This window comes from Flammeovirga sp. MY04 (genome assembly GCF_001682195.2).
GTDB classification, from domain to species: domain Bacteria; phylum Bacteroidota; class Bacteroidia; order Cytophagales; family Flammeovirgaceae; genus Flammeovirga; species Flammeovirga yaeyamensis.
Genome location: NZ_CP003560.2, coordinates 1,356,928 through 1,382,299 on the forward strand (window position 1 = coordinate 1,356,928; position 25,372 = coordinate 1,382,299).

Sequence of the window (25,372 nt, forward strand, 5' to 3'; positions counted from 1 at the left end):
ATTTATATTCTGAATATATGTTTATGAGTTGTAGTTAGTTATATAATTTGATATCTAATTTCTTGCTAAATTATCGCAAATAATTGCTGTAGCAATAGCGACATTTAATGATTCTGCATCACCAAATCTTGGTATTGTAATTTTTTCATTAAGGATATTCTCAACATCTTCAGAAATACCGTGTGATTCACTTCCCATAATTACGATAGATTTAGCATCATCTTTATAGTTATGTATATTGGTTCCGATCATATCAGCACCCAAAATTTTAATACCTTCCGCTTTATAATTGGATAATTGATCAACTAAATCAACAATATGAATATTGATTCGAGAAAATGCACCCATAGTAGAGGCAACTACCTTAGGAGCAAAAACATCAGTACATTCTTTAGAAAGAAAAATATTCTTGATATTGTACCAATCAGCTATTCTTAAAATTGTTCCTAAATTACCTGGATCTTTTACATTATCAAGCGCAAGAGATACGTTCCCTAATTCTTTTTTTGTAGGAAGAGAGAATTTAGGAATTTGTACTACCGCTAAACCAGAATCGTTTGTTTGTAAATGACCATTTTGCTTTAATAATTCAGGAGTAGTTTCTTGAAGAATTTCAATCTTTTTGTTAGCGTATCTATCGATAACGTCATTTAGCTTTTCAGTATAGAATAAACATTCTACTGTTAAATTAGACCTTAGTAATTCCTCAATATTCTTTCTTCCTTCAACAATAAAACGATTGCTTTCTTTTCTTTTTTTCTTTTGTAGTAAACCTCTTACTTCTTTACTCCAACGTTTGTTCATTTAATTACGTCTTTTAAATTCTGGTATCTCTAATGCATCGTAGACCTTATCTAAGTTAGTAAAAGAATGATTAACTCTATTACTTAAAACTATTAAAAATGCATCGGAAGAAGGATAATGTACAAATAATGTGGAATATCCTCTCCACCAACCCCCATGATATACTACAATTTCGTCTTTAGAAGTTTTAAATAATCTCCATCCAAAGCCATAATTGAAATTCCCTTTCCTTTTCGGAGATTGAAATTTAAAAGCTTCCGATTTCGATTTTTCAGATAATAATGAATCTTCTAATAATGCCTTATGCCATTTGAAAAGATCTTCTGTGGTAGAATAAACACTCTTATCACCCAAAACACCATTAAGGAAAAAATCTTCATATTTTCTACGGCCACTAGTATGACCGATAGCAACTTCATCTCTATGTACTTTAGTGGTGTCGAATGTAAAGGTTCGATTCATATCTAAAGGATCAAAAATTCTATTTTTCAGGAAATCTCCAAAAGATTGTCCACTTACTTTTTCAACAATTGAGGCCAATACCAAGTATCCACTATTTGAATACCTGAATCGACCATCAGGACTTCCATATTTACCGGGTTTGTATTCGGTCATATAGTCCATACATAATTTATTATTAATTGGAGTGGTTTTGTCTTTGATATAGATTTCCATTAAATAGATATAATTGGGTAATCCAGATCGGTGACTTAACAACATTTTGATCGTTATGCCTGGGTAGGGGAATTCAGGGAAAAATTTATTTACTGTGTCACTTAAACTCAATAATGAGTCTTGTTCTAAAAGAAGAATTGAAGCAGCAGTAAACTGTTTTGAGACAGAAGCCAATTGGAAAATATCGTCATTATGAAGTTTAGTTCTTCTTCTTAAGTCCCTGTATCCATAGGCCTCATTAAAAACAATTTCTCCTTTTTTTGCACCTAAAACAACCCCATTAAAACCTCTGATTTTATTTAATCTTGTAAAAGTCGAATCAAAAATATGATGCAATGAATCTTTCTCTTGAATCGATAAGGTGTCTTCTACAGTTTGTGTTTTTGGTAACTCTACTTTCGATTCTTTTTTATCAGTAGTATTACAAGAAATACAAAAAAAGATAAGAATGTAAAGTAAAGTAGCAGTCACGTATTTAGTCATTCTATTATTTAACTTCAAAATCGAGAAGTTTTTTATCTTCAATATAAGCAGTTAAACGATCTCCGATATTTACTTTACCAACACCTGCAGGTGTTCCTGTAAAAATAAGATCGCCTTTTCTTAGTGTAATGTACTTTGATATAAATGAGATGATCTCATCAATCTTCCAAATCATCATTTCTGAATTACCTTTTTGTCTTATTTCTCCATTTACTTCTAAAGAGAAGTTCACGTCTTGGATATTATTGAATTCAGATAAATCGATAAATTCTGAAATAGGGGCACTTCCGTTAAATCCTTTTGCTAAATCCCAAGGCAAACCTTTTTCTTTTAACTTGGATTGTACATCTCGTGCAGTAAAATCAATTCCAACAGCTACTTGGTCATAATAACGTTGAGCAAATTTTTCTTGTATATGTTTACCTTCTTTACATACTTTCACCACTAATTCAACTTCATGATGTATATCAGAAGAAAATTCTGGGTGATAAAAAGGAGCATTGTTTCTGAGAACGGCAGTATCTGGCTTTGAAAAAATAACAGGCTGATCAGGTCTTTCATTGTTGAGTTCACTGATATGGTCAGCATAATTTCTTCCAATACAAACAATTTTCATATTAATCGAAGTGAATGTTAGAATTATAAATTAAAAACCAAAAAAAGCCCGATAATGTATATCGGGCTGTTTTCATCAAAAAGATAGAAATTACTTCTTTTTAGTCGTAGCTTTTCTACCTCTAGTTGATCTACGTTTTGGAGCCGGTTCTGGTTCCTCGATGATTTCTACATCAGTCAAGATTCTACCACAGTGCTCACATACGATAAGTTTTTTCTTCTCACGAATATCTGCTTGTCTTTGAGGAGGAACTGTATTAAAGCATCCACCACAAGCACCTCTTTTAACAGATACTACTGCAAGACCATTTGATGAATTATCTCTAATCTTTGTGTAAGATCTTAATAATCTTTCATCCAGATGTTTTGTAGCTTTTTCACGTTGCTTCAGAAGTTTTTGTTCATCCACTTCAGACTCAGCCATAATTTCATCTAGCTCAGCCTTTTTTGTCGTAAGGTCTTTTCTACGCTCATCAAGTCTTTCTTTCGTGTCTAAGACACGCTCACGCTTGATTTTCTCTTCAGCCTCGTTGTCACGAATTTTCTTCTGTGCAACTTGGATGTCAAGATCAAGCATTTCCATTTCTTTGGTGATTGCATCAAATTCACGGTTATTTCTAACATTCATTTGTTGCTCTTCCAAATAAACGATACGCTTTTTGAAGTCTTGGATTTTACCTCTGTATTGATCAATATTTGCCTCAACCTCGCCAAGATCTCTTTTTAAGTTGTCTATACGAGTTTCGAAACCTACGATCTCATCCTCTAGATCTTGAACTTCTTCTGGCAAGTCGCCGCGTAATTTGCGGATTGCATCTAGATCGCTATCGATTTGTTGAACTTTCGAAAGCGCATCGATCTTTTGGGCGACAGTATTCTCCATAGGGATTGGTAAAACTAATGGTTGACATTAAAAATATAAAGTGATAGAGATTTTTTATCTAAATCACACGAACTGCAATTTTAATAAATAAAATTGTAATATTTAGCATTAATTAGAATTAATAACGTTTGATTTTTGTGAATCAAACAAAAAAGGCTAACAATTTTACTTGCTAGCCTTTAGTGCTCCCAACTGGGCTCGAACCAGTGACCCTCTGATTATGAGTCAGATGCTCTAACCAACTGAGCTATGGGAGCTGCTTTTCCTTGAAAGCGTTGCAAATATAGACGTTTATTTTCGTACTATCCAAAAATAAAAATAAAGTTTTTTGAGATTATTTTTTAATCAATTGTAAAACAATAAATTATTTTATTCATTTAATCTTGTTTACATAACCTTTAATTTTGCTTCAAAATAGCAGAAAAATTACTTTTTAACTGTTAATCAGTGGATTGGTGAATTTGAAGTTTTTTGCATCAAATAATCCCTTGTCACTTAATTTTAGTTCTGGAATGACCAATAATGTAACAAAAGATAAAGTTAGAAAAGGATCATGAAGTTTCGATCCGAAGGATTTTGCTTTGTTTAGCAAGTTAATATAGTCTTTAGCTACATCAGTTCCTTCCTTATCTGACATTAATCCGGCAATGGGTAAGGGTAGACTGTGTGTATCAAAACCATTTGTAATTACAAGTCCTCCTTTCATATTGATCACTTCATTTACTGCTTCGCATAAAACTTGGTCATCATGGCCAACAGCAATGATATTGTGAGAGTCATGTGCCACTGTTGAGGCTATTGCACCTTGTTCTAAGCCAATTCCTTTAATAAAAGCAATAGCAGGAGGTTCATTCCTATACCGGTTCACTACAGCTAATTTTAGGACATCATTCGCTTTTAATGAGGTACTATTAAAAATTTCTTTTTTTGTAATTAACTGACCATCTTCAACGACAATACTTTGTACTTGTTTTCCTTTAGTATCCAAGAAAAATTCAGATACTGTTTTTTCTCTAGCTTGGAAGTTATTGATGACTTCAGGTTTTTCTGTTGTGAATTTCACCTCATTATTTTCATATACTGCTTCTCCGTTAATGTAGGTTGCAATAGGTATGAATTGAGACATTGTTTCAACGATGACAAAATCTGCTAGATCACCTTTTCTTAACTGACCAACATCTAAGTTATAATGCTCAATAGGGTTGATGGATGCTATTTTTAGTACTTCAAAAATATCTGCCCCTAATTCAAATGCTCTTCTAATAAATAAATCTATATGTCCATTGATTAATTCATGGGGATGTGTATCATCTGTACAAAACATCAAATGCTCAGCGTGGGAATTGAGTAAAGTTGATAATGCATCGAAATTTTTAGCGGCAGATCCTTCTCTTATTTGGATCTTCATTCCACCTTCAATTTTATCTAATGCCTCTTCTAATTGTGTACATTCATGATCCGTAGTAATACCTTTGCTGGCATATAGTTTAGCTTTTTCACCACTTAGACCAGGAGCATGTCCATCTACAGGTTTATTTAAAGATTTTGCCGCCTCAATTTTTGCCATGACTTCCACATCTTCTTCTAGAACACCCGGCCAATTCATCATTTCAGATAAAAATTTTATTTCTTTTCGTTCCAAAAGAATTTTGACGTCTAATGCATTTAACTCAGCACCAGCAGTTTCAAATTTTGTTGCAGGAACACAAGAGGGAGCTCCAAAATTAAATTTAAGAGGCGATTTTTTAGCCTCATTGATCATATAATCCACACCTTTTAAGCCTAAAACGTTGGCAATTTCATGTGGATCAGAAACTGTGGCAACAGTACCGTATTTAACAGCTAATTTAGAAAACTCTGTAGGAGAGAGGAGCGTACTTTCAATATGAATATGACTATCAACAAACCCCGGGACAATGTAATTTGTAAGTCCCTTGCATTCCTCATCATAAACAATATCTTTTATATATTTCCCAGAAATTGTGATCTTCCCTGGGTAGATCATTCTTCTATGAACATCTACAATATTTCCTTTAATTATTTTATCCATGGGTCATAAAAAAAAGCCAAAACAAATATTAGGTTGTTCTGACTAGTTTACGTTAATTAAATATACACTTTATTTTAGAATATTAAAGCATATGAACAGGTGATATCGAATCTAGATATAGATAAATCTTCTCCATTTACTCTTGATATATCTGAAATTCCCGTAGTATATCTAAAATCAATCATTATATTTTGAACAATGGCCCCGATTCCGAAGACCATTGAAAAATTACTATCATTTAAATATCGATAAACATTTCTTTCGTTACTATTCTCAGCAGGTTCAAAACTGCCATCAATAATATTAGTTGGACCTTTTTCTTTAGCATTTGCTAAAACACTAATCATAGGGCCAAAATTAAAGAAAAATCGATTATTCTTACCTGTAGAAAATTTTGCTAAAATAGGTATATCAACATAACTGAGATTTACCGTTGTACTTTGATATTTTGATGAAATAAGGCTGTAATTACATTCAGTCTGTAAACTAAATAAATCATTGGTAGCAGCTTCAAAAGCAACACCGAAAGTAAGGTTAGGTTTGTAGGTAAAATCTGATGTTCTATTTGATCTTATCTTGCTAATATTTGTTCCTACTTTACCAGCGAGCATCACACCTTGTGCATAGTTAAAGTTTGAAATAAAAAACAGACCAATTAATATAAAAAAATATTTTCTCATGTATTGATGTAACGAATTAAACAATATAACTTTCATTTAATATTGAGAGGTCAATCTGATAGAATTGGTTTTATCAGATGTACATTACATTAAATGTATAAAAATTGATGCACAACATAAAATTAATAATACAATTAACATTAATCATAGACTTAAAAATGCTGATTTCATATCAGAGTATAAACATTTACATTAAACACGTCATCTTAATTTTATGATTGAATAGAAATTAATATATTTATGAATGAGTGAATACTTAATCATTCAACGAATTATTACTACTTACTATGAAGGATTTAGATTTTGATTATATAGTTATTGGATCTGGTTTTGGAGGGAGTGTATCCGGTATGCGTTTAGCAGAGAAAGGATATAAGGTTTTGATTATAGAAAAAGGGAAAAAGTTAGAAAATAAAGATCTTCCTAAATCCGATTGGAATATTAAGAAATTTCTATGGGCTCCAATCATAAAGTGTTTTGGACCACAGAGCCTAACATTCTTTAAAGAAGTGTTCATTTTGGGTGGTGTTGGTGTAGGAGGAGGTAGTAATGTTTATGGAAACACTCATATGTATCCTGGAGACCATTTCTTTCAGAATAAAGTATGGTCTCATTTAAATAGTAACTGGAAAACTACTTTGGCCCCATTTTATGACCTAGCAAAATTTATGTTGGGTTCAAAGCCATTTAAAGATTTTCATAAAGAAGATTATATCCTAAAAGAAATTGCTTCTGAAATGGATAAGGAGTCAAGTTTTGGAGGGGTGAATATTGGTGTCTATTATGATGATTTTGATAAAGAAGACAATGACCCTTATTTTGAAGGTTTAGGCCCTAAAAGATCCCCTTGTAAAAAGTGTGCAGGATGTATGTTAGGGTGTCCACACAACTCAAAAAACACTCTAGAAAAGAATTACCTATATTTTGCTGAGAAATTTGGGGCTCAGATTATGCCTGAGACAATGGTGACTGGAATTTTGCCAAAAGAAGGGTATTATGATGTAAATATTGAAAATAGTACGTCCTTTTTTAATAAAAAACCTAAAACATTAAAGGCAAAAGGTGTAATAGTGAGTGCTGGGGTGATTGGCACAATGAAATTGCTTCTAAAAGAGAAATACCAAACCAAAAATCTCAATAAAATTTCTAATCAATTAGGTGGAAATATCAGAACAAACTCTGAAATGCTATGTGGAGTTTCTAATGCGAATACCAAATTAAATAATGGAGTCGCTATATCATCGTATTTTAATCCAGATGATCATACACATATAGAAGTGGTTAAATACAACACTTCTTCAGGAGCAATGGGTAGAATGGCTTCTTTAGCTACAGGGCCTGGACCAACAGGTTTACGTTTCGTAAAGTTGTTAGGAAATATCCTCACAAAACCAATTAGTTTTCTTAAAAGTACTTTTAAGGTGCATAAATGGGGTGATAACTCTATTATACTTTTAGTGATGCAATCCATTGAGGAAAGTATGAAATTACAATGGAAGAAGGGAGTTTTTGGACATAAATTAAGTTTTGATTCAAAGAACAGCTTTGCCGTGCCAGCTTATATTGAAGTGGGACAAAAAGTCCTACATAAATATGCTAAAAAAGTAGATGGTGTTCCTTTAAATGCACTTTCTGAGATACTGTTCAATACGCCAATGACAGCTCATATTCTTGGAGGGTGTAATATGGGGAAGGATGCTGATGAAGGTGTTGTAAATGAGCGTTTTGAAGTGAATAACTATCCAAACTTTTATGTTTTAGACGGATCTATTATCCCTTGTAATCTGGGAGTAAACCCTTCATTAACCATTACCTCTTTAAGTGAATATGCAATGTCTCTTATTCCTGAAAAAGAAGGGAACACAAATATTCCATTAAATAAACAACTTGAAAAAAGAAAAGAGATAGTCAATAATTAAGAAATCACCCTCATTATATGACTTAATTGATGTGTTATTTTACCTTCTTTGTTACTATAGATACCTTCAACAGTTAATAAATCTTCTCTAACATAATGAGAAGCATGAATAATTTTACCATTATTTGATACGATACCCACATGAGTGATACGTCCCTTGTCATTATGAAAATAAGCTAAATCTCCTGCAGTGGCCTCTTCAAAAGGTACCTTAGTGCCAATTTCAGCTTGTTGATTGGCATCACGTGGAAGTTTTATTCCATGTGCATTGTAAACAGTTTGAGCAAATCCTGAACAATCTATTCCAGCAATAGATCGGCCACCCCATAAATAGGGAACACCTAAATATTTAGAAGCAGTTTCTAATAGATCACCTTCATTTTCTGAAGGAAGCACACTGTGCAATTTGGCGTAATTAATTTGGGTATTATCACACTTTTCATAATGAAAAGGTAAAGTTGAACCAATCGAAAGGTGAATCGTTTTTTGTTTGTCGAAAATAGGAAAAATAGGTCGTGTTACAACCGGGTGTTCTGCTTTGATATACCTATCGGCATAATCTTTTGCTACCTCATTATGTTGACCCTTCGTAATAAACCCTTCGTATTTGTCAAATTGCATTTGAATTTTAACCCATTCATTATCTTCTGTGAATTCAATCACTTTATAGAGCTCCCCATATAATAATTGAGAAGTCATTTCAGATGAATGAGCGTTTTTTCCTCTAACTGCTAGAGTGCTATATATACAAATACCGTAAATTGGTTTCATTTATTTCTTTTTTTTGAATGCAAAGTTAATGTTCGCTGTAATGCTAAAATTACTCGAGGTATTAGACGTCTCGTAAATTTCGTAATCTGTAGATAAATAATAATAATTGATGATGATATCAAGTGATAAATTCTTTGTCCAGAAATTACCAAATCCAATACCTAAGCCGTACATGTTTCCAAATCCATCGAAACGAGCTACATTATTTTCAACTGAATAAGAGAGGAGAGATTTATTAAAACCAATAGATGCTTCAAGGAAAAATCCATTGAAGACATATTTTCTCACTCTAGGTCCAACTCCTAAAAAGGATTCTAGATTATTATTTGAATAATTAAAGGAAACGGAACGAAGCCCACCGAATCCAAACGCGCCTACCCAAAGTTTATCATATATAAAATACCCTGAATAGACCATGCCAAAAACATCTAAAAGTACTGTACTTTTGGTAAATGCTAAAGATTGATTTTGATAGGAGACACCTAAGCCATATCCCATACCTACTACCCATTTACCTTTTTGAGTTTGGTGTTTAAAACTTTCTAACTCATCATTTATCCATTCCAAAGAGTCTTCTTTATTCGTAGTGTTTTGAGCACTCAAATAAGAAGTACATATGAGTATAAAAATGATATGTAGACAAAGGGATTTCATTAAATGATAGAGAGTCTTTCTAAAATGTACATTTTCTCCTCTTCGTTTGTCATAATTAATAAAACAGAAAGAGAAGTGAAAGTTTGTTTAGGAGAAGGCTTAAAATACCATTCATGTCCTTCTCGAATAGCCAGAACCATTGTCGATGGAAGTTCATGAATCTTTAGAGATTCTAAAGTTTTACCAACATAAGATGCAGGTATTTTTATTTCTTCGAGACTAAACATATCCGTTTTGTCTCTTCTTACGATATCAAGGAATGTAGTAATATTCGGACGAATCATTTCCATGGCCATTCTACGTCCACCAATCGAATGAGGTGATACTACTTCGTTGGCACCTACAGATAAAAGTTTGCTCTTAAATGAAGGACGTTTATTAGCGGAAACAATTCTAATTTCAGAATTTAACTGTCTTGCTGTTAGCGTAGTTACAAGGTTGAGATTATCATCATTAGTACAGATAAAAATACCCCCAGCACTCTTTATCCCTGCTGAAATTAATGTTTCATCTATTGTACAGTCACCGACAATACCGTAGGCATTTTTATATGTACGACGGTACTCTCGATAAATTTCTTCATCATTCTCTATAAAAACAAATTGATGATCAACACGATCAATCTCTTCGGCGATTCGGAGACCAACTCTACCTAAACCACAAATAATATAATGATCTGTAAGATTGTTTATCATTCTTAAAGTTCTTCTTTTAATAAATTCTTCCTGAATATGTCCTTCTAGGAAAAAGGCAGATAGGGATGTTGCTATATAAGTAAAGGTACCAATGCCAGAGAAAGCAACAAAAATGGCGAAAACTCTACCCACAGGGTTATTATCTAATGGAATGACCTCACCATAACCAATTGTAGTAATAGTTATTGCAGTCATGAAAAAGGCATCCATAGGAGCAACATCAAAATCGGCAGTTGCCATAAAGCCAATAGTCCCAATTATTAGAATGAAAAATATAATTCCAAATGCTGGGAGGATCTTGGATAATAATGCACGCATTTAAATGATGTTAACTTCAGGTTCTATCTCAATACCAAATTTAGTAAAAACATCTCTTTTTATTGTCATCGCTAAGTCCCATGCTTCTTCGCCTGTTGCTCCACCATTGTTAATTAACACAAGTGCTTGCTTACTATATGTCCCCACATTGCCTTTTATCTTACCTTTCCAGCCGCTTTGTTCAATTAACCAACCTGCTGGAATTTTAGTGTGATTTTCATCAATTACATAATGAGGAGCACTAGGATAATTACTGATGATCTTATCCGCTTCAAGTTTTGAAATTACTGGGTTTTTAAAGAAACTTCCGCAATTACCAATCACTTTAGGGTCTGGTAATTTTGAATTACGTATCTCAATAATGATGTTGGCTAAACTATCGGGAGTCAGCTCTTTGATATTTTTTTCGAGAATCTTATCGTTTATAGCACCATAGGAAGTATTAAACTTCCATTTTTTGCTTAATCGTATTTTAATAGAAGTAATAGAAGCCTTACCTTTTAAGTCATGCTTAAAAATGGAATTTCTATATCCAAAATTACATTCTTCCTTAGAAAAGGTCGTTTTTTCTAGATTATCATGATTGATAAAATCAACTGATAAAATCACATCTTTTGCTTCAACCCCATATGCACCTATGTTTTGGATAGGGGCAGCACCAACAGTACCTGGAATTAAGGCAAGGTTTTCTATTCCTTGCCATCCTTTTTGAACTGTTTTCATTACTGTTTCGTGCCAATTTTCACCAGCACCAATTTGTAAGTCAACGTATTCATCTGTTTCATTGATTACTTCAAAACCTGGGATTTCATTTTTAATAATCAGCCCTTCAAAATCTTGAGTAAATAAAATATTACTTCCACCTCCTAATAGTAAAAACTTTTTAGGTTGTTCCTTCAGAATTTCAACTAATTCGTTTTCAGATTTGACTGTAGTAAATTCTTTTGCTTGAACTTTAGCTCCAAACGTATGGTAAGGTAGTAGTGAAATATTTGGTTCAATCATTAGTAAATAGGCTAATTATATGTAAAAAAAGGTTCTCTAAATTACCTTCTTTTAATCAATATATTAAAAATCACATAGAGACGCTTGTGATTACCTAAATATTGTAGGCTTACAAACGTCTCTATGCTATTAAATTAAGAGGTAGTGTTATGATATAACCTCAAAAAATATTTATGAGATTTTATCTACTAAATCATCGATAGGCATATCATTAAATCTACCTGATGACATTAGTAGTAAATTCTTTTTACTGTAATCAATTTCTGAAAGTGCATTATAAAGGTCTTTTTCAGAAGTGAATACTGTTAAGTTCTTTTGATTAAAAGCTGCTGCTACTTCATCTGCAGAAATAGATTGCAAACCTTTACCCTCAACTACTTTTGGATTAAAATAAACAAATGCTTGATCTGCTTCTTTTAATGTTTTAGAATATTGATCTAAGAAGGATGCTGTTAAACTACTAAAAGTATGTAGTTCTAAACAAGCTACTAATTTAGACTTATATTGATTGGCAACTGCATGAACAGTCGCTTGAACTTTAGATGGGGCATGAGCGAAATCACGGAATACTTTTGTTGTTCCGTTATCAGCTAATAATTGCATACGCATATTTGCACCTTCAAATGAAGCAATCGCTTCAATGAACTCATCTCTACTTACATTTAAGCGTTTACACACTTCCATTGCTGCAGACATGTTTCTTAAGTTATGATCACCAAAAGTACTTACCTCAGTATTTTCAGAACCAGCAGTAATAATCGTTTTACCGTCTCTTACTTTTGATTTTAATTTATCGTAAGGAATTACATCAACATCACCAGAGATGGTACATCTTTTGATCAATTTCTTAAGAACTTTATCATCTGATGAATACACCAATACACCTGCCTTAGGAGATGATTCTACAAATTTTTCAAATTGTTTCTCATACTCATTATAATCAGGATATACATTGATATGATCCCAAGCAATACCAGTGATAACACCGATATGATGTTTGTAATGGAGGAATTTAGGTGAATCATCTAGTGGAGATGAAAGGTATTCGTCGCCCTCTAAAATAATTACAGGTGCTTTGTCTGTTATTTTCACAGGACGTTTTACACCTTTTAAAGAAGCACCTACCAAGTAATCACAATCAATATTCCAGTAATTCAATACATGAATAATCATAGATGAAACAGTGGTCTTACCATGACTACCTGCAACAACAATTCTTTGTTTATTTGTAGTTTGAGAATACACATATTCTGGGAATGAATATATGTTTAAACCCAATTCTTTTGCTTTAAGCAACTCAGGATTGTCTTTCTTTGCGTGCATGCCAAGAATGACCGCATTGATATCCTTTGTTATTTTTTCAGGATGCCAACCATTTTCTTCAGGAAGAAGATCTGCTTCTTTTAAATTCGATAATGCTGGCTCGTAAATACTGTCGTCAGACCCACTAACATTATAGCCTTTTTCTTTCAAAGTGATGGCAAGATTATGCATGATGCTACCACCAATTGCTATAAAATGAACTCTCATGTATGTTAATTATGATTATACTCTTTATACTGTTTGCAAAAATAATATAAACGTTGGTTTAAACTGTATTTCGTTTCAATTATTATTTGATTTACTCTTACAATTAAGATTTAATTAATAAAATGACAATTTTCAATAGTTTTTAGCAGCTATTTCTAGCTAAAATGGATGCTTTTTATTGGATTGATTCTGTGATAAATAATTTTTGTTTTAAATAATTATGAATGAAGCACCTAAAGTATAAGGCAAAATACCATAAAACCTATTAATTTTGTGTTATGGATAAATCAAAAGGTTCAAGAAGTAATTTAATTCATTCCGCATTTCCTAGTCAATCACTAGAACCTGCACAAAGTGCAGAACTTATGAATGCGAAAAAACGTCCGTGTGATCATCAGTTGGAACAAGCCACATTGGGTGCCTTAATTTTAGAAAAAGAGGCATTGAATGAGGTTATTGAAGTATTGAAAGCAGATTCTTTCGATAGAGAATCCCATCAGATGATTTACAACGCGATTGTTGGAATTTTTAATCGCTCAGAACCGGTCGATGCGATGACGATTGTCCATGAATTAAAGAAGAAAGGAGAGTTAGAAAAAGCGGGTGGTGTGTCATACATCGCTCAGTTATCTAATAATGTTACTTCATCAGCTAACGTAGTTCATTATGCTAGAATACTTCAAGAATATTCTATTAAGCGAAAGCTAATAGGTGTTTCTAATGAAATTCAACAAAAAGCCTATGATGATACTACGGATGTCTTCGACTTATTGGATAAAATGGAAAACTCATTATTCGAAGTATCTGAAGAAAATGTTCGTAAAAACTATGTCGGCATGAACGATGTCGTGAAAGAAGTTTTTATGGAACTAGAATCGCTTAAAGATAACCAAGATGGCATGACAGGTGTTCCATCTGGCTTTACTGGTCTAGATCGAGTTACTTCTGGATGGCAACCTTCTGATTTAATTATTATTGCAGCCCGTCCTGCGATGGGTAAGACAGCCTTCATTCTTTCTGCTTGTAGAAATGCATCTGTAGGATTCCAAAAAGCTACTGCGATATTCTCTCTAGAGATGAGTGCCGCACAGTTGGTAAAACGTTTGGTTTCTGCTGAAGCTGAATTGGAAAGTGAAAAACTTAAAAAGGGTAACTTAAGTGATGCTGAATGGAGGAGACTTGTAGACAAAACGGGTCAACTTTCTTCTGCACCTATATATATAGATGACACACCTGCCTTAACAGTTTTAGAACTAAGAGCTAAGTGTCGTAGATTAAAAGCACAGCATGATATACAGCTAATTGTGATTGATTATCTTCAATTAATGTCAGCTGGCGATAGTAAATCAAAAGGTAACCGTGAACAGGAAATTGCCTTTATTTCAAGATCATTGAAGCAAATTGCAAAGGAACTAAATGTTCCAGTAATTGCACTATCTCAATTATCAAGAGCGGTTGAAACAAGGGGTGGAGATAAACGACCACAATTATCCGATCTTCGTGAATCGGGATCAATCGAGCAAGATGCTGATATGGTTATGTTCCTTTACAGACCTGAATATTATGGTTTAGATGAGGATGAAGAAGGTAATTCTACAAAAGGAATGGGCGAAGTGATTATTTCTAAAAACCGTAGTGGAGGTTTGGAAAATGTTCGCTTGAAGTTCATTGGTCAATATACCAAGTTTACCGATTGGGAGGAAAGCTCATTTATGCATGATGATATGATGGGCAATATGGATATGGGTGGTTTTGCTGGTGCTCCAATACCAGCAAATATGCCTAGTGGAGAAGTGAGCTTTGATCAAATGAATGCACTACCACCTGATCTAAATTTAGAAGAAGGATTTAACGAAGGAAACCAGGATAGTAATCAACCTATGACATTCCCTTCAAAACTTAATAGAAATGAAGACAATAATGATGAGAATGTACCACCTCCATCAAATGATCCTCCATTTTAATATTTAATATAACAAGAAACACTCATCTTTTTAAAGGTGAGTGTTTTATGTGATTTTTTAATATGTTTACATTATAGAACAGATAACTTCAATTCATCATTTCTTTTTGTTAAAATCAAATCATTACATATTAATTCTTATATCTTTCTTAATATCAAGTTGTGTTTCCTACAAAGAACTTGAGAAAGAAAACGCCCTTCTTGCTAAACAAAGAATTGAAGGAGTGAAGTACACCGATCGTTCTGTACTAGAAAACCTCATTCGAAATAAACCCAACCGTACTTTTCTTGGAACAGGATTAAGAACCCCATTAGCAGCTTATCAAAGAGGTGAGAAGTACTATGAAAAACAGGTATCAAAAGATAGTGCTAAACTTTCAGATTTAAACGATTACTATGAAACTCTAATTAATTATAAAGAGAAGGAGTTACTTCAATCTATTGAAGATAATAGAGCATTATTGGATAGTTTATATCAATTGGATATTTACGAATCATATGCTCAAGTTCATGAGGTTGAAAAGAGAAGTGTTCGTGACTCAGTTAGAGGAATCAGGAAACTAAGAAAGATCAAATCAAAATCAATTTCTAAAACTGAAAAATTAAACACCCGCTTAGAAAAAGGGAATTGGTTAATGCGTTCTGCAGGAGAACCTCCATCATATTTTGATAAAGAATCATCTGAATCTGCGGCAAAAAGTATCCAACGTTATTTAGTGACCAAAGGGTATTTAAATGCTAAAGTATCCTATCATTATGATACTATTCAAACAGAACCTTACGTATTTGTTAGAGAAGTATTTACGGTAAAAGAAAATAAGCCTTGGATGATTAATAAGTTGGTGTATGATGTTAAAGATAGGGAAGTATTGAACTTTATCATGACATACAACAAGAAGTCAATTCTGAAGGAAAAGACCCAATATTCTGAAACAAAACTACAGAATGAAAGAAATCGAATCACTAAACTTTTAAAAAATAATGGCTACTTCGACTTTAATACTAATTATATTAAATATGAAGTAGACACAAACAAAACTCATTTAAAGGTCGATATAAAACTGATCATTGATTCACCTGCTGACAAAGACACCCACACTAAATATTACATCAAAGATATAGTGGTTGAGACAGATCCGAACGATAAAGTCGCTTCCGACTCAACAGAATATGATGATATCACTTACATTCAGCATTCAAAAAAATACAAGGAAAAGATACTCAATGGTAAAATGGCTTTAAAAGAGTCCAAACCTTTTAATGAGTCATTAACCAATGACACCCGTTTTTTCCTCAGTCAAATGGATGCCTTCAAGTTTGTGAATATTGAATATGTCAAACAAGGAGAAGATTCTTTAAATGCTAACATTTATACAAGTTCGTTCAATAAGTATCAATATGCCTTTGAGACAGGTTTAAATGTAAGTCGATCATTACCAGGTCCATTTGCCAGTATCTCTTTAAAAAGTAGAAATATATTTAGAGGAGCAGAGTCTTTGGAATTTAGAGGCCGTTTTTCTTTAGAAGCACAGGCTTCGGTTACAGAAAGTTCAGATGAGTTATATAACGGTACCGAATATGGTTTTAGTACAATCTTAAAAGTACCACGACCGTTAATTCCTTTTTCTGCAAAACTGAATGATCTTTATTATTATAGAACAGCCAAAACGAAAATACTTTCTGATGTTGCTTATGTAAGTAGACCAGAATACACTCGTCTAAACATTAAAGGGCAGTTTGGATATGAGTGGAGAAACAGAAAAGAAGATTTATTCGAATTTTCCCTAGCAGACCTTAACGTAATTAGAACTCCATTCTTGAGTAATGATTTTAGAGTACGTCTTCAGCAATTAGCAGAACAAGGGAACACACTTCATTATTCATTTGATAATTCTTTTGTATCAAGTTCTCATTTGAGTATGTCGAGAATGAGAGGAGATTATGTAACAGGAACATCGAAAGCATCATACATAAAGTTATTTGGTGAAATTGGTGGTAATTTTCTTGATATAGTCAATGATTGGACAGGAAGTGAACCTGGGTCTATTTATGGTTTGCGTTACTATAAATTCTATAAATTATACTTCGATTTAAGAAGAGTAGTACCCATTGGTGAAAAGAAAAAACACGTTTTTGCTTCAAGAATACATATGGGTGTTGCCAAATCTTATGGAGAAGTAGATGCCTTACCATATGAAAAATATTTCTTCAGTGGTGGTGGTAATTCCAATAGAGCATGGCGTCCAAGACGATTAGGACCTGGTTCTTACACACCACCTCAAAGAGAAAACGGGACGTTTGATTATAGTTATGAACAACCCGGCGATATGATTATGGAGTTTAACGTGGAATGGCGTTATAAAATCTCTAGATTACTACAATGGGCGTTCTTCATAGATGCATCTAATGTTTGGCTATTGGAAGAAGATCAAACTCGACCGGGAGGGAATTTTGAATTTTCTCGTTTTTGGAAAGAATTTGGTATTGGTGCTGGTGTTGGTGCAAGACTCGATTTCTCATTCCTAATTATTCGACTTGATGTTGGAACAAAAATATTTGATCCTGCAAGACAAGAAGGTTATAGATTTATTGCTGGGTACGATTTTCTAGGAAAAGGCACAACAGAATTTAATATAGGTATTGGTTATCCGTTCTAATGCTTATTTTTGCAAAAAATAATTTAAATGAGTTCTATAATACTTTTATTAGGTGCTAATCTGGGCAATAAGCTAGATACTTTATCAAATGCTGTCAATTTTATTCAAGATGAAATTGGAGATGTAAAGTTGGTTTCTCATATCTATGAGACAGCTGCTTGGGGTAAAGAAGATCAGCCTTCCTATTATAATCAAACACTCTGTGTTGAAAGCGATATATCTCCAGAGGAATTAATTCTTATCACTCAAAAGATTGAAAATAAACTAGGAAGAGTAAGAAAAGAGAAATGGGGTGCACGTATCATTGATATAGATATCCTATTCTATAATGATATTATCATTGATCAACCTAACCTAAAAGTTCCTCATCCTTTTATTCAAGAAAGGAGATTTACATTAGAACCGTTAACAGAAATTATTCCTGAGTTTATACACCCGGTTTTAAATCTCAGTATAAGTCAATTACTTTTGCAATGTAACGACCCGTTACCAGTAAAGAAGTTACAAAAGGTAATGAGTTAAATTAGAATCAAATGGCAAGAAGAAAGAAAAATATAGTTCTAGAAAATATTGAAATCATCGATATTGGTGCTGAAGGAAAAGCAATAGCAAAAACAGAAGATAATATGACTGTTTTTGTAACAGGTGCTGTGAAAGGTGATATTTGTGACTTGCAAGTGACTAAAAAACGCAAGGCATATATGGAAGCGAGACCTATCAATTTCCATCAATATTCTGATCTAAGAGTAGATGCTTTTTGTGAGCATTTTGGACTTTGCGGTGGTTGTAAATGGCAAATGCTTGATTATAAATCACAATTGCATTTCAAACACAAGCAAGTTGAGGATCAATTGACTAGAATTGGTAAGATAGATCTTCCTGAATTCAATCCGATTTTAGGTTCTGAAAAGACCAAAGAATATAGAAATAAAATGGATTTCACATTTACTTCGAGTCGTTGGTTAACGAAAGAAGAAATGGAAACAGGTGGAGAAAACATTGAAAGAAGAGGTGTAGGACTTCACTTGCCAGGAATGTGGAATAGAGTTTTACATTTGAACGATTGTTATCTTCAAAATCAGCCAGCTGATAAAATCAGAAAGTCTCTATATCAATTTATTCTTGATAATGATTTAACAACATTTGATCATTATGAGCATACTGGTTTATTGAGAAACTTAATCATTAGAACGGCATCAACAAAAGACCTAATGGTAATGGTGCAGTTTTATGATAATAATGAAGAACAAATTCAATTGGTAATGAATCATCTTAAAGAATCATTCCCTGAGATTACTTCTTTATTATACGTAATTAATCAAAAGAGAAACGATAGTTACCAAGACTTAGATTTTAAAGTTTTCAATGGAAAACCTTATATAGAGGAAGAAATGGAAGGTTTAAGATTTAGAGTAGGTCCAAAATCTTTCTACCAAACTAACTCTGAACAAGCATATACTTTATACAAAGTAGCTCGCGATTTCGCTAAGCTTACAGGCGAGGAAAGAGTATATGATTTATATACTGGTACAGGTACAATTGCACAATTTGTTTCTAGAAAGGCAAAAGAAGTAATTGGTATTGAGTATGTAGAAGATGCAATTAAGGATGCTAATAAGAATGCAGAATTAAATGGTATTGAAAATTGTAAATTCTTTGCTGGTGATATGAAAGATATTCTAACAAAATCTTTCATTAAAAAGCATGGTAATCCAGATGTGATTATTACTGACCCTCCAAGAGCAGGTATGCACGAAGATGTAATTAATCAGATTTTGGAAGTGGAGCCGACAAGAATTGTATATGTAAGCTGTAATCCGGCTACGCAAGCAAGAGATTTGGCTTTACTAGATACTAAATATAAGGTTGTTGAGGTAACTCCTGTAGATATGTTCCCTCAAACTTATCATGTCGAAAATGTAGTGGCATTGGAATTAAAATAATTTCAATATCTCATATAAAAGAAGAACGGGTGACACTCTAATGTATCACCCGTTCTTTTTATATAAACTCATTTTTTACAATGATAAATTTTTCTCCGACTTCTAATTTATCACTTCCTTTCTGTTCTTCATAAATAGTTTTTAATAGAAGTACATCATCCCATGTTACATTTCTAGGATCTTTTTCTAAAACTTTAAACAATCTTCTTGTTAGGGTGAAAAAGCCATCGCCATACTGTATAGTCATGACTATTTGAGCGACATCAATATTATGTGTTTTAACAATTCTGTTGTCATCCTTTGCTTGGATATCAAAAGATAAAACAGTCATTAAAAATAGGGTAGTAGCAAAAATTTTATAAATAGACTTTTTCATAGTTTGAAGAATTTGTTATGAATAATTAATCAACACTTCAAATATAATGTAACAATGTTACATAAACAAGAAAAAAATAAAATTATTTAATTTTAAAAATAAGATAATCAATATGTTATATATTTAATAGGAGGGGAGGAGCCATTTTTTAGCTACCTCAATATCTGAAAAATATTTATGATCTATAGAGACATTATAGATGCTTCTTTCAATTGTATTTTCTAATGAAATCTGTGAAAGGAATTTTTCTGAAAGAATAATCGCATATTTATTAATCACATAATTGATTTCCTTTAGGGCCAAATCAGATGACCATTTTTGAATTTCTTTAGAAACTACATAATGGAAATTTCGTGTATCTGTGATACAATATTTTGGTTTATACTTTAAACAAACATCCACCCAGAGTCTAACTTCGTTCTTATACTCTTCTATGGAAAAATTTTGTTCGTTCACAATATCCCATGAGTTCATTAAAAGATGATGTTCAGGGTCGTATAATATTGTGTGTAAAGAAGATTTGCTTAAGTTTTTCATTGTAAAGATATAGCATGAAATAAGTATGGTAAATTTAATTATAAATATTGAATATAAAACTCCTATTTAACATAATGTATATTATATAAATAATAATTTTAAATCTTATGTGATATCCTCGGATGGCACAATTAAATCGTTAATTAACGGTAATACTCAAAAGAATATTGTTAATAACAAAGACATACACAACAAAAATACCTTATTAAATACCATTTCTAAGAAATCGGGTAAAATACTGCCATTACTTTTTAAAGAAGCTGATCAGATTTGCAAAATTCAAAAATCTGCTAAGCACTCGTTCAAAATATTTATGGAAAACGAAATTGTTACTGGTGGTACTACTGATGAATTAGAAGTCAAAGATTATCTAATTATGCAAAACTCAAAAGAATTCACGAAATATCGTGACACTTCGAAAATGAAATCGATTCACGGTAGAAAAATGACGAATACCACAAAAACAAAAATTAAGGAATCAATTAAATTCTTATTGGATTTAAAATTAAGGGGCGAACTAGACAAAAAATATGTATTCCGATTTATGACACTTACTCTAGGTGAAAAGATTGATAAAACTAACTACGTCCCTATTGAAGATGATCAAAAAGTAAGTCATCAATTTAGAATGATGCTTAAAACAATGGTCAAAAATTACGGAATGGAATCATACGTTTGGGTTGCCGAACGTCAAGAAAACGGGCAAATACATTTCCATTTATTTTGTCTTTGGAATAATGACACATACAAAATCGGTAAAGGAACTGAAACAGTACGAAAATTAAATGCCCTTTGGAATAAACATTTATTCGCTATTGGGTTTGATACAATCTCCGAAAAATGGAAAAAATCCGCTTCAGCTCTGGAAGTAAAACAAGAATATGAAAGGGCGATGTTTGATTGTAATAAAAAAGGATTGCATACATTTTATCAAAACGAACACAAGCATAGAAACCCATTTGATGACCAATATGTAAAAGGTGTTGCCAACTCTTTAAGCCTTTCTTCATACATGACAAAGTATGTTACAAAATCTGATGATACATTTTACTGTAATGTTTGGGGTCGCTCAAAAGCATTGTCAAAAATGACAAGCACTAAGATTGTAATGGAGTTATCAAAGCAAGACTTTGAAAAATTATCACGTGGTGAAATCCAAAGAACAAGAAAAAAAATTGTTCGCTCTGATGGTAAAGAATTTATTCATGAAACATCCTCTTATGATTCTTCTTTATGGTCCTATCCTCAATTCGCACAATTTCATAAAAAATTCAAGTCACGTTATGAAACAGAATTAGAAACAAAAATTTATTTGGGTGAAGATATTAAAGACGGTGTTGATGTCTGCTCCCCTATCGAAAGCATTGAACCAAGTTTAACAGACAAAGGAAAATTCATTGTAAACATTTACGGCTTTAGAGGTTCTAAACTACCAATGGGTAAAGTGATCGGTGAAACCATAGAGAACAAAACATTAAAAATGTTACTGACTGCTGATGAAATACTAAAATCATACAGTGAAAAATATTTAATGATGCTTGGAGTACTGGACTTAGTAAGACCAAGTGACAATTATTTTGTATTAACTAAAATATACAACTATGCCTATGATACAGAACAGATAAAAGAACAAAGATTATTCAAAAACACAACAATAGATAAAATATTCAGGACAAATAAAGTTTCAAACACTGACTATATCAAAGTAACAAAAATCAGTAAGGAGTTATATAATAAACTGTTAGATAATGAGCAACAAAATAAAACTGATCATCAAGGCGAAAGACCTTGAAAACATTTTAGAAATAAGTAGAGCAACATCATTCCGTGAAATGAACAAGATTAGAGATATTTTCGAAATCTCTAAAAAACAACCCGTGACAATATTCCATTTGTCACAATATTTAGATGTCTCACCCGAACATCTTATTAAATTATTTAATTAAAAAATCCCCTTCAGCTCTGCCAAGCATCGGGGGATAAAACAAAGTTTAAAAACAAAGTTATGGAAACAAATTTAAATTCTATTCAAGAACAAATTAAAGTAAGTGAAAATGTAATTTCACTTTATGAAACCTATTGCGAAAAAATTGAACGTAAAGCATTTAGACAAGAAAGAAGTTTACACAATTTTGAAAAACAATTAATTAAACGTTATGAATCATTTATAAGGATTCATACAGAAAAAAAGAAAAGATTAAAATCAAAACAATTGAATATCCAACAGTTTGAACCAACAAAACAAGAAATAAGGGAAGCTCTACAAAGGCACTTTAAAAATTAGACAAAAAAAGAAAGGGTTGCAATGCGACCCTTTTTTTTACGAAAAAATGTGTTTTAAAGGTTTCAACTTTAAACACAAATAATAATAATAATCAAATATAGTAAAAAGTTTTAGAAAGTATCAAAAGTGACATACAATAATAAATAACGAAATAGTTTTAAACATCAATAATACGTTATGTATAGAATTTTAATAATTACAATTTTTAAAAAGATGTTTAGTAATTTCTTTGAATTCCCTTCTACAGAACAAGGGAAAAAAGCACTTTTATTGGGTGCTCTTATTGGTGTTGTTGCTGGTGCTTTTCTGCCTGATGCTTACAACCCTGTCGAAATCGTAAAAAAAACAGTTTCTAACCTTCAAAATCAACAATAAGAAATGAGATTTGAAAAATTAATGAGTTTGAACCCCTCGGAAAATAAAACCGTAACAATTCAAAAGGGTGTGTATAATGGTATTATGATTATGTTTCCTCGTGATTCATATGACTTTACATTAGAATCAGTAACGGCAGATTTAACAGTAAAAGTAAGAAGCCAATCAAAAACACAATTAGTGTGTAACAAAATGCCTATTCAAGATTTAGCGGCAATTTCACATTTGAAAAATGGTTTTGATTCTGTTGATACATTGGCTACTCAAATGATGTCATCATATGGTTTAGTTGCTGATGCTGGAACTGATTTGATTTTGAAAAAAATAGCTGAAAAATCAGCACCTTATGATTTAATTTTCTTACCTATTGGACAAGTTACATTAGGTCTTGAAAATGAATTAGAAGTAGAATTTCAAAATACTGGCGGTTTAAATCTTCCAACGCAAGTTTATGCTATTCAAACAAATCCTTCGGCTGAAGTATTAATTACTTATGATAGAACGGTTGACCGTGACATCATGCAAAAAGGTATTAGTGAAGTAATTTTAGTAAGTAACTTTATTTCATCTTCTGCGGGTAATATTACTTTTGATTCTCGTGAGGTATTAATTGAAACTGATTCATTAACGAACCAATTAGATGAATTCTCAATTCCTGCATATTCTCATTTGATGAACAGTTTACAGTATTCTGAAAATAATGCTCATACTGTGTTTAGATCATCATCACCAATGGGGGAAACTGTAAGAGCGAAAAACCTTTCTTTATCTTCTGAAGATTATTTCATTTTGATTAAACCTCAAATTCTTCCAACGGTTGCAAATGGTACTATTCAAGCATTAGAAGATGCAAAAGTTTCTGTTAGACAGATGACAAAAGAAGAACGTATCAAGGCAGAGAAAGCGGGTGTTGTTTCTGGTAATTCACGCGAAATTGATTACATGATTGATCAAATTAAAAGAGAAGAAAAATTATAATTTATGGGTTGGTTTAAAAACACTTGGAATAAAGTAAAAGGTGGTCTCGATCGTTTAGGCGATACCGGAGTAGGCAAAGCCTTTAGAAAAGCAAGAGATACCGCAATTGTTATGACTGGTACTCAAAAAATTTCAGATGCTTTAACAATGGGTGCAAACTTAGTTGATAATGCTTTAAATCCTTCAATGGGTTTAAAATTTCCTTCTCTGAAATTACCTAAAAGATTTGAACATCTTAAAGGTTCTGTTACTGTTCCCAAAAGCACATCATCTTCTTTACGTACATCAAACAATGTATCAAGTAAACAAGGTGATGAAGTAAAAAAAGTTGCATCAATTGGTATTGGTGCTTTCATCCTATCAAAATTGTTATAAAAAATGTCAGAAAATAAAAGTGTACAAACAACCTTAGGAGTTAAAAAAAATAACTTCAAAGGAAAAACTTACTATCAGTTGGTCGGCTCTGTTAAAGATGGCCACAATGAAAGAGTAGGTGTTTCAATTAATTGTGATTCAAAAGGGAATCCACAAATTTATAAATCAAAAGAAAAAGGTACTCCTTTTGTGTATGCTCGTTTCTTTAGATTTGATGAAGATTCCGCGAAAAGATCACGTTCACTTAGATAAAGTGTAATTCAAATAATAATACAAATAATAATAATCAAAAGGCAGAATTTTTATTTAAAGGTTCTGCCTCTTAAAACCTTCTATTATGGAAAATGATTTGCTTTTTAAAGAGATTGAAAAATTGGGTGTTAAATATCCATTTATTAATATTATCCTCTTTCTATTACTTAGATATGTGCTTCCAATCGTATTTGATAAATTCGGTTTCGGAGACAAAACAACAGGGCAAAAAACAGAATCGAAAACAGTCACAAACAAAGTAGAACATGAGTCAAACGGTAAGGTTAAGTAATGGGGTTTCTTACTTGGTATCATCAAAAAGTGCGTCCATTACATTTGGTGAAGATGGTAGCGAAAAAGGTTTTATTAAGCGTCATGCTTCTAATACTTCTTCCTTTTATAATTATCTCGTTAGTATCCCTAACAATCATCGTCGTTATGATATTGTGTTTTCAGCAGATGAAGTAAACGGCGAAAATCATGTAGGAATTGCAAACAATAAATATGTAGGTAGAGATGTACGTATTGACCAAATTTAATATTTATATCAT

At 32.3% G+C, this 25,372-nt stretch carries 26 protein-coding genes and 1 tRNA gene; 13 read left to right on the forward strand and 14 right to left on the reverse strand.

The features are described from left to right. Nucleotides 1-54: 54 nt before the first annotated feature. The 7 genes from MY04_RS05475 to MY04_RS05505 all read right to left on the reverse strand — a co-directional run bounded on the left by MY04_RS05475 (nt 55) and on the right by MY04_RS05505 (nt 6,190). Nucleotides 55-804: a TrmH family RNA methyltransferase gene (locus tag MY04_RS05475; RefSeq protein ID WP_066207448.1), complete on the reverse strand. Its 750-nt coding sequence runs from the start codon at nt 802-804 to the stop codon at nt 55-57. After that, complete coding sequence (locus MY04_RS05480; protein WP_066213072.1) at nt 805-1,962, reverse strand: serine hydrolase domain-containing protein; 1,158 nt, start codon at nt 1,960-1,962, stop codon at nt 805-807. 4 nt (nt 1,963-1,966) lie between these two features. Beyond that, entirely contained in the window at nt 1,967-2,578 is a 612-nt protein-coding gene (locus MY04_RS05485; protein WP_066207450.1) for a fumarylacetoacetate hydrolase family protein, read from the reverse strand. 90 nt (nt 2,579-2,668) lie between these two features. After that, nucleotides 2,669-3,460, reverse strand: coding sequence for a zinc ribbon domain-containing protein (locus tag MY04_RS05490; RefSeq protein ID WP_066207451.1), 792 nt, complete (start codon nt 3,458-3,460; stop codon nt 2,669-2,671). 183 nt (nt 3,461-3,643) lie between these two features. Beyond that, nucleotides 3,644-3,717, reverse strand: a tRNA-Ile gene (locus MY04_RS05495). A 176-nt stretch (nt 3,718-3,893) separates the two neighbouring features. Next, nucleotides 3,894-5,510 carry an adenine deaminase gene (gene ade, locus MY04_RS05500; protein ID WP_066207453.1) on the reverse strand — a complete coding sequence of 539 codons (1,617 nt, stop codon included), beginning with the start codon at nt 5,508-5,510 and terminating at the stop codon, nt 3,894-3,896. Between the two features lie 74 nt (nt 5,511-5,584). After that, nucleotides 5,585-6,190, reverse strand: a complete 606-nt coding sequence (locus MY04_RS05505; RefSeq protein ID WP_066207454.1) for a porin family protein — start codon at nt 6,188-6,190, stop codon at nt 5,585-5,587. A 287-nt stretch (nt 6,191-6,477) separates the two neighbouring features. On the opposite strand from MY04_RS05505, the gene MY04_RS05510 reads away from it, so the two are divergent. Then, nucleotides 6,478-8,109 carry a GMC oxidoreductase gene (locus MY04_RS05510; RefSeq protein WP_066207456.1) on the forward strand — a complete coding sequence of 544 codons (1,632 nt, stop codon included), beginning with the start codon at nt 6,478-6,480 and terminating at the stop codon, nt 8,107-8,109. On the opposite strand, the gene MY04_RS05515 is transcribed toward MY04_RS05510, so the two are convergent. From MY04_RS05515 to MY04_RS05535, 5 genes are all read right to left on the reverse strand, one after another. Further along, complete coding sequence (locus MY04_RS05515; protein WP_066207459.1) at nt 8,106-8,879, reverse strand: C40 family peptidase; 774 nt, start codon at nt 8,877-8,879, stop codon at nt 8,106-8,108. The genes MY04_RS05510 and MY04_RS05515 overlap by 4 nt on opposite strands. After that, complete coding sequence (locus MY04_RS05520; protein WP_158297576.1) at nt 8,880-9,482, reverse strand: DUF3575 domain-containing protein; 603 nt, start codon at nt 9,480-9,482, stop codon at nt 8,880-8,882. A 50-nt stretch (nt 9,483-9,532) separates the two neighbouring features. Further along, entirely contained in the window at nt 9,533-10,546 is a 1,014-nt protein-coding gene (locus MY04_RS05525) for a potassium channel family protein (protein ID WP_066207462.1), read from the reverse strand. After that, nucleotides 10,547-11,551, reverse strand: coding sequence for a UDP-N-acetylmuramate dehydrogenase (gene murB / locus MY04_RS05530; RefSeq protein ID WP_066207464.1), 1,005 nt, complete (start codon nt 11,549-11,551; stop codon nt 10,547-10,549). Nucleotides 11,552-11,722: 171 nt separating this feature from the next. Next, nucleotides 11,723-13,081 (reverse strand): UDP-N-acetylmuramate--L-alanine ligase, encoded by a 1,359-nt coding sequence (locus MY04_RS05535; RefSeq protein WP_066207467.1) that lies wholly within the window; start codon nt 13,079-13,081, stop codon nt 11,723-11,725. A 365-nt stretch (nt 13,082-13,446) separates the two neighbouring features. Between MY04_RS05535 and dnaB the strand changes: the two genes are divergently transcribed. The 4 genes from dnaB (at nt 13,447) to rlmD (ending at nt 19,644) form a co-directional block, all read left to right on the forward strand. Next, nucleotides 13,447-15,045 carry a replicative DNA helicase gene (dnaB, locus tag MY04_RS05540; RefSeq protein WP_205960520.1) on the forward strand — a complete coding sequence of 533 codons (1,599 nt, stop codon included), beginning with the start codon at nt 13,447-13,449 and terminating at the stop codon, nt 15,043-15,045. Nucleotides 15,046-15,151: 106 nt separating this feature from the next. Further along, nucleotides 15,152-17,701, forward strand: a complete 2,550-nt coding sequence (gene tamL, locus MY04_RS05545) for a translocation and assembly module lipoprotein TamL (protein ID WP_066207469.1) — start codon at nt 15,152-15,154, stop codon at nt 17,699-17,701. 27 nt (nt 17,702-17,728) lie between these two features. Continuing rightward, complete coding sequence (folK, locus tag MY04_RS05550) at nt 17,729-18,223, forward strand: 2-amino-4-hydroxy-6-hydroxymethyldihydropteridine diphosphokinase (RefSeq protein ID WP_066207472.1); 495 nt, start codon at nt 17,729-17,731, stop codon at nt 18,221-18,223. Nucleotides 18,224-18,234: 11 nt separating this feature from the next. After that, nucleotides 18,235-19,644 (forward strand): 23S rRNA (uracil(1939)-C(5))-methyltransferase RlmD, encoded by a 1,410-nt coding sequence (gene rlmD / locus MY04_RS05555; protein ID WP_066207473.1) that lies wholly within the window; start codon nt 18,235-18,237, stop codon nt 19,642-19,644. A 58-nt stretch (nt 19,645-19,702) separates the two neighbouring features. Here the strand turns inward: rlmD and MY04_RS05560 are convergent, their stop codons facing one another. Then, nucleotides 19,703-20,020 (reverse strand): hypothetical protein, encoded by a 318-nt coding sequence (locus tag MY04_RS05560; protein WP_066207475.1) that lies wholly within the window; start codon nt 20,018-20,020, stop codon nt 19,703-19,705. 123 nt (nt 20,021-20,143) lie between these two features. Beyond that, entirely contained in the window at nt 20,144-20,557 is a 414-nt protein-coding gene (locus MY04_RS05565; RefSeq protein WP_066207477.1) for a hypothetical protein, read from the reverse strand. Between the two features lie 313 nt (nt 20,558-20,870). Here MY04_RS05565 and MY04_RS05570 point away from each other — a divergent pair, with 313 nt between their 5' ends. The 8 genes from MY04_RS05570 (at nt 20,871) to MY04_RS05605 (ending at nt 25,360) form a co-directional block, all read left to right on the forward strand. Continuing rightward, nucleotides 20,871-22,349, forward strand: coding sequence for a rolling circle replication-associated protein (locus MY04_RS05570; RefSeq protein WP_158297577.1), 1,479 nt, complete (start codon nt 20,871-20,873; stop codon nt 22,347-22,349). A gap of 213 nt (nt 22,350-22,562) precedes the next feature. Then, complete coding sequence (locus MY04_RS05575) at nt 22,563-22,841, forward strand: hypothetical protein (protein WP_066207481.1); 279 nt, start codon at nt 22,563-22,565, stop codon at nt 22,839-22,841. A gap of 177 nt (nt 22,842-23,018) precedes the next feature. Continuing rightward, the gene (locus MY04_RS05580; RefSeq protein ID WP_158297578.1) at nt 23,019-23,216 is read left to right on the forward strand and encodes a hypothetical protein; all 198 of its coding nucleotides are present in this window, start codon (nt 23,019-23,021) and stop codon (nt 23,214-23,216) included. A gap of 3 nt (nt 23,217-23,219) precedes the next feature. Beyond that, complete coding sequence (locus tag MY04_RS05585; protein WP_066207485.1) at nt 23,220-24,194, forward strand: hypothetical protein; 975 nt, start codon at nt 23,220-23,222, stop codon at nt 24,192-24,194. A 3-nt stretch (nt 24,195-24,197) separates the two neighbouring features. Then, the gene (locus MY04_RS05590; RefSeq protein ID WP_066207487.1) at nt 24,198-24,569 is read left to right on the forward strand and encodes a hypothetical protein; all 372 of its coding nucleotides are present in this window, start codon (nt 24,198-24,200) and stop codon (nt 24,567-24,569) included. 3 nt (nt 24,570-24,572) lie between these two features. Beyond that, nucleotides 24,573-24,821, forward strand: a complete 249-nt coding sequence (locus tag MY04_RS05595) for a hypothetical protein (RefSeq protein WP_066207489.1) — start codon at nt 24,573-24,575, stop codon at nt 24,819-24,821. An 85-nt stretch (nt 24,822-24,906) separates the two neighbouring features. Beyond that, the gene (locus MY04_RS05600) at nt 24,907-25,113 is read left to right on the forward strand and encodes a hypothetical protein (protein ID WP_066207490.1); all 207 of its coding nucleotides are present in this window, start codon (nt 24,907-24,909) and stop codon (nt 25,111-25,113) included. Next, the gene (locus MY04_RS05605) at nt 25,088-25,360 is read left to right on the forward strand and encodes a hypothetical protein (RefSeq protein WP_066207491.1); all 273 of its coding nucleotides are present in this window, start codon (nt 25,088-25,090) and stop codon (nt 25,358-25,360) included. The genes MY04_RS05600 and MY04_RS05605 overlap by 26 nt, the downstream gene beginning before the upstream one ends. Nucleotides 25,361-25,372: the final 12 nt, after the last annotated feature.